Genomic DNA, 12,448 nt, shown 5'->3' with positions numbered 1-12,448 from the left:
TCAAGTTTTCGAGAACAGCGCCTGTATCGTCTCGATCGGCATCAGCATGACGCGCTCGCCCAGCGGAGACATAGTGAAGCCGTGACGCTGGTAGAAACCAACGTCGTCGTCGTCGATGGCGTGTGCCACCACGGCACGAACCCCGGCAATGTCCGAAACCGCGAGGCAACGCCGCAGCGCATCGGAAAGCAGGTCGCCCCCGAGGCCCATTCCCTGGAACGCCTGATCGATCGCCAGACGGCCTATCAGCAGCAAAGGAACCTGTTCAGGCATGCCCCGGCGTAGCTTGGCGCTTGGCAGCGCGACCCGTTCTTCCATCGCCGTGGAGATCGCGTAGTAACCGACGACACGATTTTTCGTGCCCGCGTCGCAGACGACATAGGTTCGGGCAGACAATCCCTCGCCGCCGAGGGCACGGTTTCGCAGCCAGTCATCAGGGGTGGGATGCCTGCCGTTGCGAAATTCTGCGACATCATGACTGATGGTCAGCCGTTCCGGAGCGCGGACTCGCGGGCCTTGCGATTGCCCAGCGGGCATCAGCGCTCCCAGGCTGGCTTGCGCGTGATGCGGGCGCGAAGCTCTTGCGACGGCTTGTTCGGAGCATCAAGCAGGTCAAGAAATTTCTCATGCGCGTCGGCATCGAGAAAGAAGGCACGCTGGTCCAGAATGGTCTCCTCAGCCTGCTTGCGCGCACTGTCCAGCATGAACTCCGACAGTTTTTGCCCGCGCAAGCTCGCGGCGCGGTTGAGAATGGCCTTCGTCTCGGCCGAAGCGCGGATCTGAATCACATCATCCTTGCGAACTGCGTTGCGATTGCTGCCAGCATGACTGGACTGCGCCATCGAAATCCTCCTGTGTCAGGGTCAGATATCTAGCGATTGTCAGTACAATGTCAATACGTTCCGGGCCGTGAAGTGGCGATCTGGGACATCCTATCCCTTCACGCCTGCCACGCTCTCCCTTTCCACCAGCGGGCACTCCAGCTTGGTGATCGGATAGCGGCCGCGGCCGGGCGTCGGCGGCGTCTCCAGCTGCTCGATCGCCCATTGGCCCATCGCCAGATGCGGCAGGATGGAGGTCGTCAGCGGCGGGAACAGATGGCGGGCGATCTCCTCATCGTCATAGCCGACCACGGAGATGTCCTGCGGGATATGCAGGCCGGCTTCCTTCAGCGCTTCGTAGCAGCCGATCGCGGTGCGGTCGTTCTGGCAGAAGATGGCGGTGGGCCGGTCCTTGAGCCCGAGCAGCTTGACCGTCGCGGCATAGCCGGCGCTGGCCGACCAGTCGCCCTCGACCACCAGTTCCGGGTCGAACGGGATGTCGGCGGTGGCTAGAGCGCGGCGATAGCCCTTGAGCCGATCCTGCGCCGCCTGCATCCACGGCTCGCCGGTGATGGTGGCGATGCGGCGATGGCCATGGCCGATCAGGTGTCTCGTCGCGCTCTGGCCGCCGGCGATCTCGGAGGGAACCACGGCCGGGAAGGCATAATCGGCGGTGTAGCAGTTGAGCAGGATGACCGGCATCTCGAGGCTGTAGAGGAAATCCGGCGCGGCGATCTCGCGAGTGAAGATGGTCATATAGATCAATGCCGTGATGCCGCGCCCCGTCAGCGCCTGGATGGCGCGCGGCTCCATCACCGCGTCGCCCATGGTCTGCGCCACCAGAAGCACGTTGCCGGCGTTCCACGAGGCCTGCCGCGCACCCTCGATGGCGACCACCGCCTCGGGGCTGGTGGCGAGCTGGTCGACCGCGAAGCCGATGACGCCATCCAGGCCCTCGAAGGGCGTCACCGGCGGCCGCAGCGCGGAAAAGACCGGCGGCGAATAGCCCAGCGCTCTGGCCGCCTCGATCACCCGGTCGCGTGTCTGTTGCGACAGCCTGATGCCCGGCGAATTGTTGAGCACGAACGAGACCGTCGCCTGCGAGCAGCCGGCGGCGCGCGCGATGTCGGTCATGGTGACACGTCCTTTGGGCTTGGCGGCCGGCTTGCGGCGCCTGGAAGCCCCGGGAGGATCGCGCAGTTCCGTCGGTTCACTCATGGTCGGTTCCCAAACCCGGCCGGCTCCAAAGCAAAGGCCGATTGCAACGGCAAGATGGTCGGCACGCTCATCTGAAACACACTATTGATAATAAGTATTATCATGCGCGACATGCAAATCGCCGGCCGCGCCGCGGCGCGACGAAATCAGTCCGATAAGGTCAGCAGCGCTGACAATTCCTACTGGTTTCCGTGCGATAGAACGCTTTTGCGCACGTGCTCTCCTCACTCTCGGCGCATCTTTCGACCAGCGTCTCCTCCGCTTCGAAAGCACGCGCCTCAGCCCCAAACTAATACTCTTTACTAATAGCTGTAAGCGTTCTACTGTCAACTCGTCGTAACCGTCCGGGCTTCCGCTCGGTGCCGGCAAAGTGCGAAGGATGCTCGCTCGAAAGCCGGCGGGATCGCCGGTTTGGGCGCGTGTCCATCCTCACGAAAATGTCAGACAAATCGGACTATTTACGAATGCCACATGAGTGTCTAGTGTCTCGACCGCGGCCGGATCGGAACCGTTCTTAAGTCGGCGGACCTTTGCCACACCCTTGAGGAGGAGGGTTATCCGCGCCGCAGCCGAGACATCAGCGAAGAGTTCTACAAGGGAGGTTGAACTATGAAGTCCATGATACGCAACGCATCCGTCGCCGCGGCGGCCTTGGCTTTAGGCCTGTCGGTAAGCGCCAGTGTGCGCGCCGACGACAAGCCGACGCTGGCCTTTGTCGTCAACGGTGCGTCAGACTTCTGGAAGGCGGCGGAAGCCGGCGTGAAGAAGGCGCAGGGCGAACTGCCCGACTACAATCTCGAGCTCAAATATCCGGAACAGTCTTCGGTCGCCATCCAGCAGCGGCTGATGGACGATCTGGTGACGGCAGGCGTCAAGGGCATCATGGTCTCGGCCGTCGATCCCAAGACCTCGACCGACGGATTGAACAAGATTGCGTCGGAAACCGCGCTGTTCACCACCGACTCGGATGCGCCGCAGACCAAGCGCGTCGCCTATATCGGCTCTTCCAACGTCGATGCCGGCAAACAGGCGGCCGAGATCGCCAAGAAGGCGATGCCCAACGGCGGCAAGTGCCTGGGCTTCGTCGGCCTGCTCGGCGCCGACAATGCCAAGGAGCGCATCCAGGGCATGAAAGACGGGCTCGCCGGCAGCAAGATCGAGCTGGTCGACGTGCGCGGCGACGACATCGACCAGGCGCGTGCCAAGAAGAACGTCGAGGACGCGCTGGTCGCCAGCCCCGATATCACCTGCATGGTCGGCTTCTATTCCTACAACACGCCGCGCATCTATGAAGCGCTGCGCGACGCCGGCAAGCTCGGCCAGATCACCGTCGTCGGCTTCGATGACGATCCGATCACGCTGGGCGGCGTCAAGGAAGGCACCGTCGCCGCGACCGTGGTGCAGCAGCCGTTCGAATGGGCCTATCAGGGCATGAAGCTGATGGCTTCCTACCTCAAGGGCGACAAGTCGGGCATCCCGGCCAACAACCTGATCATCATCCCGACCAAGATCATCGGCAAGGATGATGTGGACGCCTACGCCGCCAACCTCAAGGCGATGCAGGGCAAGTAAGCTCAGCACAGTTGCGCCGGCTCAAGGTTCGCCTTGAGCCGGCGTTCGTATTGACGGACCCGCCAAGGCCCGTCAGTCTGTGGCCACCGGCTGTTGCCCCGTGCGGTAAACTATGGCGTGATGACCTCTACCGATTCCACTCAACCGACCACTGCTCCGTTCCTGAGCCTCGAGGCCGTGCGCAAGACCTATCCGGGCGTTGTGGCGCTGGACAGATTCTCGATGGAGGTCCGGCCCGGCGAGGTCATAGGCCTGGTCGGCGAAAACGGCGCCGGCAAATCGACGCTGATGAAGATCCTCGGCGGTGTGACGCGGCCGGACAGCGGCACCATCACCGTCGATGGCGCGGCGCACGACGCGCTGACCGTCGAGCAGAGCATCGGCTCCGGCATCGCCTTCGTGCACCAGGAATTGAACCTCTTCGAAAATCTCGACGTCGCCGCCAACATCTTCTTCGGCCGCGAGCCGCTGCGCGCCGGGCCGCTGAGGCTGGTCGACCGCGCGAAACTGCGCGAGATGGTGGCGCCGCTGCTAAAGCGCGTCGGCGCCAATTTCTCGGCCGAGGCGCCGGTGGCGTCGCTGTCGCTCGCGCAGCAGCAGATGGTCGAGATCGCCAAGGCGCTGTCGATCAAGGCGCGCCTTGTCATCCTCGACGAGCCGACTTCCAGCCTGCCGATGGCGGAAACCGAAAAGCTGCTCGACGTCATCAAGGGCCTGAAGGCGCAAGGCATCAGCGTCATCTTCATCTCGCACCGGCTGCATGAGATCGAGCGCGTCGCCGACCGCGTCGTGGTGCTGCGCGACGGCACGCTGGCCGGCACCCTTCCCAAGAGCCACATCAATCACGACGAGATGGTCAGGCTGATGATCGGCCGCATGCTGAAGGAGCGCGAGAAGGCCGGCGAGGCCGCGCGGGCTCCGGGCAGCGTAGCCCTGTCGGCGGATGCGATCCGCACCAGCACCTATCCGGACCGGCCGGTCAGCATCGAACTGAGGCGCGCGGAGATCCTCGGCCTGGCGGGCCTGGTCGGCTCCGGCCGCACGGAGCTGGCGCGCGTGCTGTTCGGCATCGAAGAGCGGTTGGCCGGCAGCGTCACGCTCGACGGCAAGCCGCTGAATGTGACATCAGCGGCCGACGCGGTGGCGAATGGCATCTTCCTCGTGCCGGAGGACCGCAAGCTCACCGGCATATTGCTCGATCTCTCGATCGCGCAGAACATTTCATTGCCCAACCTGCCGGCCCATGCCAGGCGCTCGCTGGTATCGGTCGGCGCCGAGCTCGCGACGGCGGAAAAGCAGAAGAAGAACCTCGGCATAAAGGCGCCGTCGGTGCTCACCCGCACCGGCACGCTGTCGGGCGGCAACCAGCAGAAGGTGGTCCTGGCCAAATGGCTGGCGATGAACCCCAAGGTGATGATCCTGGACGAGCCGACGCGCGGCATCGACATCGGCGCCAAGGCCGAGATCTACGGGCTGATGCGGGCGCTGGCCGACGCCGGCGTCGCCGTGCTGATGATCTCCAGCGACATGGAAGAAGTGATCGGCGTGTCGGACCGCATCGCGGTCATGCATGAGGGGCAGATCTCCGGCATCCTCGACAAGGACGATTTCAGCCAGGAGAACGTGCTCTTGCTGGCGGTCGGCAAGAAGCCGAAACTGCTGCAAGCGGCGGGAGGAGCGCAATGAGCAAGAAAGATCTCGGCCTGCTGATCCTGATTCTGGTGGTCGGCGCGGTGGTGACGGCCATCAATCCGCGCTTCCTGTCGGCGATCAACCTCGCCAACACCTCCAATCTGGTCGCTCTGTTCGGCATCCTTTCGATCGGCCAGGCCTTCGTCATCATCACTGGCGGCATCGAGTTGTCGGTCGGCTCGGTGATCGCCCTGCTCGGCACGCTGTTCATCGACTTCATCGCTGTGCGCGAGGTGAGCTGGCCGCTGGCCTTCGTGCTGATCCTCGCGCTCGGCGCCATCATCGGCTTCGTGCATGGCTGGCTGATCACGCGGCTGAAACTGCAGCCCTTCGTGGTGACGCTGTGCGGCCTGCTCATCTATCGCGGGGTGGCGCGCTTCTATACCGCCGACGGCACGGCCGGCTTCGCCTTCGGGCAGAACTTCCCGACGCTCGAGTTCCTGACCGCGGGCCGCTCCTACGGCCTGCCGAACAGCTTCATCGCGCTGATCGTCATCGCCATCGTGATGTGGGTGGTGCTGCACCGCTCGGTCTTCGGCCGCTATCTCTATGCGATCGGCAAGAACGAGGAAGCGGCGAAATATTCCGGCATCCGCACGGGCCGGGTGATCATCGCCGCCTATGTCATCTGCGGCGTGCTGACGGCGCTGTCGGCGATCTATTTCGCCATGTACACGCGCTCGATCTCGCCGGCGAGCCACGGCCAGTTCTATGAGCTTTATGCCATTGCGGCGGCGGTGCTGGGCGGCTTCTCGCTGCGCGGCGGCGAAGGGTCGCTGGTCGGCGCTGTCCTCGGCACCGTGCTGCTGCAGGAGTTGCAGAACCTCGTCAACCTGCTCGGCATTCCTTCCTCGCTCAACTTCGCGGTAATGGGCGGCGTGATCCTGATCGGCGTGCTGGTCGACCAGCAATGGGGCGTCTTCCGCGCCCGGCGCCGGATGCTGGAGGCGTCGCGCAGGGGCATCGCCGGCGCGCCGGCGGAGTAGTCTCGCTCTTCCGTCCACACCCGGACCGGGTTCCGATTGGATCGATGCTCGCGGTGAAGCCGCGGGCAGGGCCGGATTCGTGGGCGGATTGCAACAACGCGTGAACCGGAAAACAGCCCTTGTCGCAGAATCGGGGCTGGGCTAAGCAATTGGTATCTGAGGGTTCCAAGAACAAAATATGGGAGAAATTACCGTGACATCATCACGTTGGATCGCGCTCGCCGCGCTGGCGTTGACCTGCTCGACCCCGGCTATGGCCAAGGACTGGAAGACCGTGACGGTCGCGATGGAGGGCTCCTACGCCCCGTGGAACCAGACCGATGCCAGCGGCAAGATCGTCGGCTTCGAGGTAGACATCCTGAACGACGTCTGCGCCCGCGCGAAGCTGGAATGCAGCATCGTCGCGCAGGATTGGGATGGCGTCATTCCCGGCCTCACGGCAGGCAAGTTCGACATCGTCATGGACGGCATGTCGATCACCGAAGAGCGCATGAAGACCATCGACTTCTCGATCCCCTATGCCTCTTCGCCGGTGGCTTTCCTGGCCGACAAGAACGGCCCGCTGGCGCAGATGTCCAACACCGGCAAGATGATCGATCTGTCGAAGGACGACGCCGAATCCAAGGCGGCGCTCGACACGCTGCGCAAGGAGCTCACCGGCAAGAATGTCGGCCTGCAGGTCTCGACCACGGAGGCGACCTTCGCCGACAAATATCTCAAGGATGTCGCCAACGTCCATGAATACAAGACCACCGACGAGCACGACCTCGACCTGATGGCGGGCCGTATCGACGTCGCCTTCGCCGATACCACCTATTTCCTCGGCACGCTGGCCAAGCCCGATGCGAAAGACCTGGAATTCGTCGGCCCGCAATTCAAGGGTGGCCCGATCCTCGGACCGGGCATCGGCGCCGCTTTCCGCAAGACCGACAAGGACCTGCAGGACATCTACAACAAGGCGCTCAAGGCCGCGCTCGATGACGGTTCGGTGTCGAAATATTCCATGCAATGGTTCAAGATCGACATTACCAAGTAATGTCGCAACGGGAGCAGCCAAGGCTGCTCCCGTTTGCATTGAGCATATACGTCGATGCCTATCTCGGCGCCCGCAGGAGCCGTAAGTGGAGTTTCTCAACGATCTCAAGGATCAGGTTTCGACGGCCTATGAGCTGTTGGCCGCCGGCTGGGGCGTGCAACTGCTCTGGGGCATCGCCTGGACGCTCGCCGTCACCGTCGTCTCGATGCTGATCGGCGCGGTGCTGGGGTCCTTGGTCGCTGCGGCCAAGCTTTCGCATCGGGGCGGATTGAGGTTCATCGGCGAGAGCTACACCACCGTCTTCCGCGGCGAACCGGAACTCCTGATCATCTACCTGTTCTACTATGGCGGCACCCAGGTCCTGACCGGCGTGGCGCGCTCGACCGGATCGATCGGCTCGGCCGATATCTTGAACATGCCGAGTTTCCTCGGCGGCGTTCTCGCGGTCGGCATCATTTCCGGCGCCTATCAGGCCGAGGTTTTTCGCGGCTCGTTCCTGGCGATCCATCGCGGCGAGCTGGAAGCGGCGCGTGCCTACGGCATGTCGGCCTGGCTGCGGTTTCGCCTCGTGATCATGCCGCAGGTCCTGCGTCTCGCGGTACCGGGGCTGGGCAATGTCTGGCAATTGACCATCAAGGATTCGGCGCTGATCTCGGTCACCGGCGTCGCCGAGCTGATGCTGACGGCCAACAAGGCGGCGCGTTCGACGCATCATTCGCTGGTTTTCTACACGCTCGCCGGCATCCTCTATCTGGTGATGACCTCGATCTCGACGCCGATCTTCGACAAAGCCGAGCGTTACACCTCCCGAAGCTTCACACGGCCGAAATAAGAGGTGGCGGTGGATTTCGACTTCTACCTTTCAACCATGTGGAGCGTGCTGAAGGCGCTGCCGCTGACGCTCGAGATCTGGTTCTTCGGCATCGCCTTCGGGCTCATCATCGCCACCGGCCTGACCTGGCTGCGGGCTTCCGGCTACAAATCGGGCGAGTATTTCACCCGCGCCTATGTCTTCGTCTTCCGCGGCTCGCCGCTGCTGGTGCAGCTTTATCTGGTCTATTTCGGGCTCTCCCAATTCGACTTCGTGCGCCACAGCCCGATCCTGTGGCCGATCCTGCGCGATCCGATGTACTGCACCATCGTCGCCATGGCCTTGAATACCGCGGCCTATGAGAGCGAGATTTTCCGCGGCGCGCTGCGCGCGGTGCCTGTCGGCCAGATCGAGGCGGCCAAGGCGTTCGGCATGTCGGCCTTCACCCGCTTCCGCCTCGTCACGCTGCCGATCGCGCTGCGGCTTGCGTTGCCGGCCTATTCGACCGAAATCATCCTCATGACCAAGGCGACCGCGCTGGCGTCCGTGGTCACCATCATGGAGATGATGGGAACGGCGCAGAAGATCCAGCATGACACGTTCCGGCCGATTGAGGTGCTGACCTGCGCCGGTGTGATCTACCTGCTTCTCAACCTGTCGATCGCCCGGTTGTTCGCCTGGGTCGAACACCGGCTTTCGCCGCATCTGCGTCCCCCGCCCGAGCAGAGCCAACAAGTCAAACCCGTACCGGAGGTGTTGTGATGTCGGCAAATGTCGCCGCTGCCGCGAAAGCCGCGCCGTCCTCCGACGAGACGCCCGCCATCAGCGTCAAGAATCTGCGCAAGTGCTTCGGCGATCATGAGGTGCTCAAGGGCATTTCGCTCGAGGCCCACAAGGGCGACGTCATCTCGATTCTCGGCTCCTCCGGGTCCGGCAAGAGCACGATGCTGCGTTGTATCAATCTCCTGGAGACCCCGGATTCCGGCGAAGTGCGGGTCGACGGCGAGCTCATCAAGATGAAGCGGGGTCGCGACGGCCACCAGATGCCCGCCGACATCCGCCAGGTGGAGCGGATCCGCGCCAACCTCGCCATGGTGTTCCAGAGCTTCAATCTGTGGTCGCACATGACCGTGCTGGAAAACCTCGTCGCCGCGCCGACGCATGTGCTGAAGCGGCCGCGCGCCGAGTGCCTGGAGCAGGCCGAGGCATTGCTGAAGCGCGTCGGTATATGGGAGCGCCGCAACTACTACCCGCCGCATATGTCCGGCGGCCAGCAGCAGCGCGCTGCAATCGCCCGCGCCCTGGCGATGAATCCCAAGGTGATGCTGTTCGACGAGCCGACATCGGCGCTCGATCCGGAACTGGTGGGCGAGGTGCTGCGCGTGATGCGCTCGCTCGCCGAAGAAGGACGCACCATGCTGGTCGTCACGCATGAGATGGGTTTTGCCCGCGACGTGTCGAGCAAGGTGATGTTCCTGCACAAGGGCGAGGTGGATTCGGTCGGCGAACCGAAGGAGATGTTCGCCAGGCCGCCGACGCCGCAGTTCAAGCAGTTCATCGCCAACTTCAATAAGTGAAGCGCGGCGCCCCCTTCTCCCCTTGTGGGAGAAGGTGGCCGCGAAGCGGCCGGATGAGGGGTGCTGGACGGAGCGAGGCGCTGGCGTTTGGGCACAACGGTGCTGCCAGGCGAAAGCCACCGCCAAGCTGGAGCACCCCTCATCCGTCTCGGCGCTTCGCGCCGATCCACCTTCTCCCACAGGGGGAGAAGGGAAAGCGCTAGATCATGTCCGACAGATCCGAGAACGCCATCGCCTTGCGCAGCACCTCGGCGAAGCGTTCGCCGGCGATTTCCTTGTCGCCGCTGTTGTCGATCGAGGTCACATCCGGTCCCGTCAGCTTGACATTGGCGCTGCGCGCCAGGCGGGCAAGCACTTCGCCGCGCGATTCACGGCCGCGCGCCGCCAGCCGCTCGGCGAGGATCTCCGGCGTGGCGGTGATCTCGACCACAGCCAGATTGGCGTAGCGCTCGCGCAGCGCCGGGATGACCGATCGGGAGACATTCGCCACGGCTACATGACCGTTGGCCACGGCCCAGTCGACATCGGCCGGCAGGCCATAGCGCAGGCCGTGCGCGTCCCAGCACAGCGAGAAGGCGCCGTCCGCCTCCGCCTCGGCAAAGGCGGCATCGGCCAGCGTGTCGTGGTCCTCGCTTGCCGTGTCGCTCGGCCTGGTGATGACACGGCGCACGAATTCCAGCCGCGTCTCGCCGGCAAAGCGCGCCTTGGCGTAGCCGATCAGCGTGTCCTTGCCGGCGCCGCTCGGGCCGACCACCGCGACGAAGACGCCGTTGCGAATCGGCAGGCTGTCGGCCAGCTCGCGCTCGATGAGGGCCGAGACCATCATGCGACCCGGCCGCCCTGACGCCACACGGTGCGCACGACCGGCACATGGTCGTCCACGCGCACCCGCACCAGGTCGGCCCGGCGGCCGGGCTCGACGACGCCGCGGTCGGCGAGGCCGATCGCTTCGGCCGGGTTCTTCGAGACCATGGCGACCGCCTGCGGCAGCGAGATGCCGTCGACGACATCGCCGAGGAAGAAGGCCGACTGGATCAGGCTGAAGGGGATGTAGTCGGATGAAAGGATGTCGAGCAGGCCGTCGGCGGCGAGCGTGCGCGCCGAGACATTGCCGGAATGCGAGGCGCCGCGCATGACGTTCGGCGCGCCCATCAGCACGCCGAGGCCCGCCGCCTTCGAGGCCTTGGCCGCCTCTTGCGTCGTCGGGAACTCGGCGACGCGCACGCCCTGCTCGATCGCTTCGTCGACATGGCCGGCGGTCGCGTCGTCATGGCTCGCCAGCACGATGCCGCGCTCCCGGCAGGCGGCCGAGATGAAGACGCGGTTCGGACCGGAATTGCGGGCCGATTCGGCCATCCGCTTCTCGCAGAATTTCTGGAAGTCGCGGTCCGTCAGCTTCAGTTTGCGCTGGTAGTAGTAGGCATAGGTCTCGAGGTTGACGAACTGGCGCTGTCCGGGCGCGTGGTCCATCAGCGAGGCGAGCTTAACCCGCTCGTCGGTCTCGAAATTAGCGAAAGCCTCGAGGCAGTCCGGCGCCGAGACCTCGCAACGCAGGTGGATGAAATGGTCGGCCCTGAGCCGATCCTGGCGCACGCTGTCCTCGATCGCGTCGGCCAGCTTGCGAACGTCCTCGGATTTCAGGTCGGCATCCTCGTCCATGCCGACGCGCAAGGCGTCGAGCACCGTCGTGATGCCGGCGGTCGCCACCTGGGCGTCATGGGCAAGCACGGCGGCGATCGGGTTCCAGCGCACTTTCGGGCGCGGCGCGTAGTGGCCTTCGAGGTGATCGGTGTGCAGCTCGACAAGACCTGGGATGATGTAGTCGCCGCCCATGTCCTCGCCGGCGCGGGCAGCCCCCGGCTCGACGGCGGCAATCAGGCCGTCGCGCAACAACAGCGAGCCCTCGACGATTTCATCGGGCAGCACGATGCGGGCATTGGTGAGAACGGTTTCGGCGGTCATCTCGGGCGGTCCTATATCAATCAAGCTGTTTTGCGGGCGGGGCTACGGCCAAGCGTATGATGGGAAAGCACCATGAACGGGGCGCCGGGCTCGCTTTCGACGAACAATGTCAGCGCATCCACCGGCACCGGCTGCCGCAGCACATCGGCGAACAGGCCGTCGATCGCTGCACGAAGACGTGGGCTTTCCTGTGGCCCGACCCGCCCCGACAGCGTCATGTGGAAGCGGAACGTGTCGAAGACGTAAGGATAACCCCATTGGCAGAGGTTGCGGAACTCGTCCGGCTTCAGCGCATCGGGACTGCGGCGCTCGATCTCGGCCTCCGTCAGCGGCGCGCGGAACGGATCGAAGGCGCGCACCACCTCGCCGGCGAAATCGTTGAGTGGCGCGAACTGCGCTTCCGGCACCAGCGCGAAAAAGCCGTCGATCTGGCCGACGACGAGACGCGGGATGATCACAGGCGGCGTCGCCTCGGCGAAAGCGTCGAGCGCGGCGCGCAGCGAAGCTTCCGTCTCGTTCGGCGCCAACCGGAACGGCGCTTTCAGCGTCGCGTGGAATCCGTAGCGCCGGGCAGAGGCAGTATGGAAAGCGACTTCCGCGGCCGACAGATCGCCTACGGCCTCGACCGGCCGCGTCGCCGCGCCAAACGGGTCGCGGCCCAGCCAGTTGGCGGCAATGCGCGCCAGCTTCTCGTTCTGCCCCGGGGTGTAGTAGATCGCGTAGCGCATGGGCGTTCCTCGTCAAGCGCGCTGCGCGCCCCAAAGGAATATGCG

Annotated in this window: 13 protein-coding genes; 7 read left to right on the top strand and 6 right to left on the bottom strand. The window is 64.4% G+C overall.

Going from position 1 to position 12,448, the window contains the following annotated elements; translation table 11 throughout:
• The 3 genes from LB520_RS23285 to LB520_RS23275 all read right to left on the bottom strand — a co-directional run bounded on the left by LB520_RS23285 (position 1) and on the right by LB520_RS23275 (position 1,955).
• Positions 1–537, bottom strand: coding sequence for a GNAT family N-acetyltransferase (locus LB520_RS23285; protein ID WP_224639530.1), 537 nt, complete (start codon positions 535–537; stop codon positions 1–3).
• Positions 537–842, bottom strand: coding sequence for a DUF1778 domain-containing protein (locus LB520_RS23280; protein WP_224639529.1), 306 nt, complete (start codon positions 840–842; stop codon positions 537–539). Before LB520_RS23280 ends, LB520_RS23285 begins: the two co-directional genes overlap by 1 nt.
• A 90-nt stretch (positions 843–932) precedes the next feature.
• Positions 933–1,955, bottom strand: a complete 1,023-nt coding sequence (locus tag LB520_RS23275) for a LacI family DNA-binding transcriptional regulator (RefSeq protein ID WP_140843704.1) — start codon at positions 1,953–1,955, stop codon at positions 933–935.
• Between the two features lie 693 nt (positions 1,956–2,648).
• Between LB520_RS23275 and LB520_RS23270 the strand changes: the two genes are divergently transcribed.
• From LB520_RS23270 to LB520_RS23240, 7 genes are all read left to right on the top strand, one after another.
• Entirely contained in the window at positions 2,649–3,611 is a 963-nt protein-coding gene (locus LB520_RS23270; protein WP_095768035.1) for a sugar-binding protein, read from the top strand.
• Positions 3,612–3,731: 120 nt separating this feature from the next.
• A complete protein-coding gene (locus LB520_RS23265; RefSeq protein WP_224639528.1) occupies positions 3,732–5,297 on the top strand; it encodes a sugar ABC transporter ATP-binding protein in 1,566 nt (521 codons plus the stop codon).
• A complete protein-coding gene (locus tag LB520_RS23260) occupies positions 5,294–6,289 on the top strand; it encodes an ABC transporter permease (protein ID WP_224639527.1) in 996 nt (331 codons plus the stop codon). Before LB520_RS23265 ends, LB520_RS23260 begins: the two co-directional genes overlap by 4 nt.
• A gap of 193 nt (positions 6,290–6,482) precedes the next feature.
• Entirely contained in the window at positions 6,483–7,325 is an 843-nt protein-coding gene (locus tag LB520_RS23255) for a transporter substrate-binding domain-containing protein (protein ID WP_224639526.1), read from the top strand.
• Between the two features lie 85 nt (positions 7,326–7,410).
• Positions 7,411–8,157 (top strand): ABC transporter permease, encoded by a 747-nt coding sequence (locus LB520_RS23250; RefSeq protein WP_224639525.1) that lies wholly within the window; start codon positions 7,411–7,413, stop codon positions 8,155–8,157.
• 9 nt (positions 8,158–8,166) lie between these two features.
• Entirely contained in the window at positions 8,167–8,898 is a 732-nt protein-coding gene (locus LB520_RS23245; protein ID WP_224631606.1) for an ABC transporter permease, read from the top strand.
• Positions 8,898–9,713, top strand: coding sequence for an ABC transporter ATP-binding protein (locus LB520_RS23240; protein ID WP_224639524.1), 816 nt, complete (start codon positions 8,898–8,900; stop codon positions 9,711–9,713). The genes LB520_RS23245 and LB520_RS23240 overlap by 1 nt, the downstream gene beginning before the upstream one ends.
• A gap of 199 nt (positions 9,714–9,912) precedes the next feature.
• Here the strand turns inward: LB520_RS23240 and phnN are convergent, their stop codons facing one another.
• Genes phnN through LB520_RS23225 form a run of 3 tightly spaced genes read right to left on the bottom strand, consistent with a single transcriptional unit; the run spans position 9,913 to position 12,403 of the window.
• Positions 9,913–10,539, bottom strand: coding sequence for a phosphonate metabolism protein/1,5-bisphosphokinase (PRPP-forming) PhnN (gene phnN / locus LB520_RS23235; protein WP_224639523.1), 627 nt, complete (start codon positions 10,537–10,539; stop codon positions 9,913–9,915).
• Positions 10,536–11,675 (bottom strand): alpha-D-ribose 1-methylphosphonate 5-triphosphate diphosphatase, encoded by a 1,140-nt coding sequence (locus tag LB520_RS23230; RefSeq protein WP_224639522.1) that lies wholly within the window; start codon positions 11,673–11,675, stop codon positions 10,536–10,538. The genes phnN and LB520_RS23230 overlap by 4 nt, the downstream gene beginning before the upstream one ends.
• Before the next feature lie 20 nt (positions 11,676–11,695).
• Entirely contained in the window at positions 11,696–12,403 is a 708-nt protein-coding gene (locus LB520_RS23225; RefSeq protein WP_224639521.1) for a DUF1045 domain-containing protein, read from the bottom strand.
• Positions 12,404–12,448: the final 45 nt, after the last annotated feature.

The sequence above is a fragment of the Mesorhizobium sp. CA12 genome (genome assembly GCF_020165255.1).
Taxonomy (GTDB): Bacteria; Pseudomonadota; Alphaproteobacteria; order Rhizobiales; family Rhizobiaceae; genus Mesorhizobium.
Note: the sequence above shows the minus strand (reverse complement) of the source record. Positions and strands in the feature narration are given on the sequence as shown.

Bases quoted from the DNA above. Each gene is read 5' to 3' on its own strand.
- LB520_RS23260 (WP_224639527.1), top strand. From the start codon at position 5,294: ATGAGCAAGAAAGATCTCGGCCTGCTGATCCTGATTCTGGTGGTCGGC.
- LB520_RS23230 (WP_224639522.1), bottom strand. From the start codon at position 11,675: ATGACCGCCGAAACCGTTCTCACCAATGCCCGCATCGTGCTGCCCGAT.
- LB520_RS23265 (WP_224639528.1), top strand. From the start codon at position 3,732: ATGACCTCTACCGATTCCACTCAACCGACCACTGCTCCGTTCCTGAGC.
- LB520_RS23285 (WP_224639530.1), bottom strand. From the start codon at position 537: ATGCCCGCTGGGCAATCGCAAGGCCCGCGAGTCCGCGCTCCGGAACGG.
- LB520_RS23280 (WP_224639529.1), bottom strand. From the start codon at position 842: ATGGCGCAGTCCAGTCATGCTGGCAGCAATCGCAACGCAGTTCGCAAG.
- LB520_RS23225 (WP_224639521.1), bottom strand. From the start codon at position 12,403: ATGCGCTACGCGATCTACTACACCCCGGGGCAGAACGAGAAGCTGGCG.
- LB520_RS23240 (WP_224639524.1), top strand. From the start codon at position 8,898: ATGTCGGCAAATGTCGCCGCTGCCGCGAAAGCCGCGCCGTCCTCCGAC.
- LB520_RS23275 (WP_140843704.1), bottom strand. From the start codon at position 1,955: ATGACCGACATCGCGCGCGCCGCCGGCTGCTCGCAGGCGACGGTCTCG.
- phnN (WP_224639523.1), bottom strand. From the start codon at position 10,539: ATGATGGTCTCGGCCCTCATCGAGCGCGAGCTGGCCGACAGCCTGCCG.
- LB520_RS23270 (WP_095768035.1), top strand. From the start codon at position 2,649: ATGAAGTCCATGATACGCAACGCATCCGTCGCCGCGGCGGCCTTGGCT.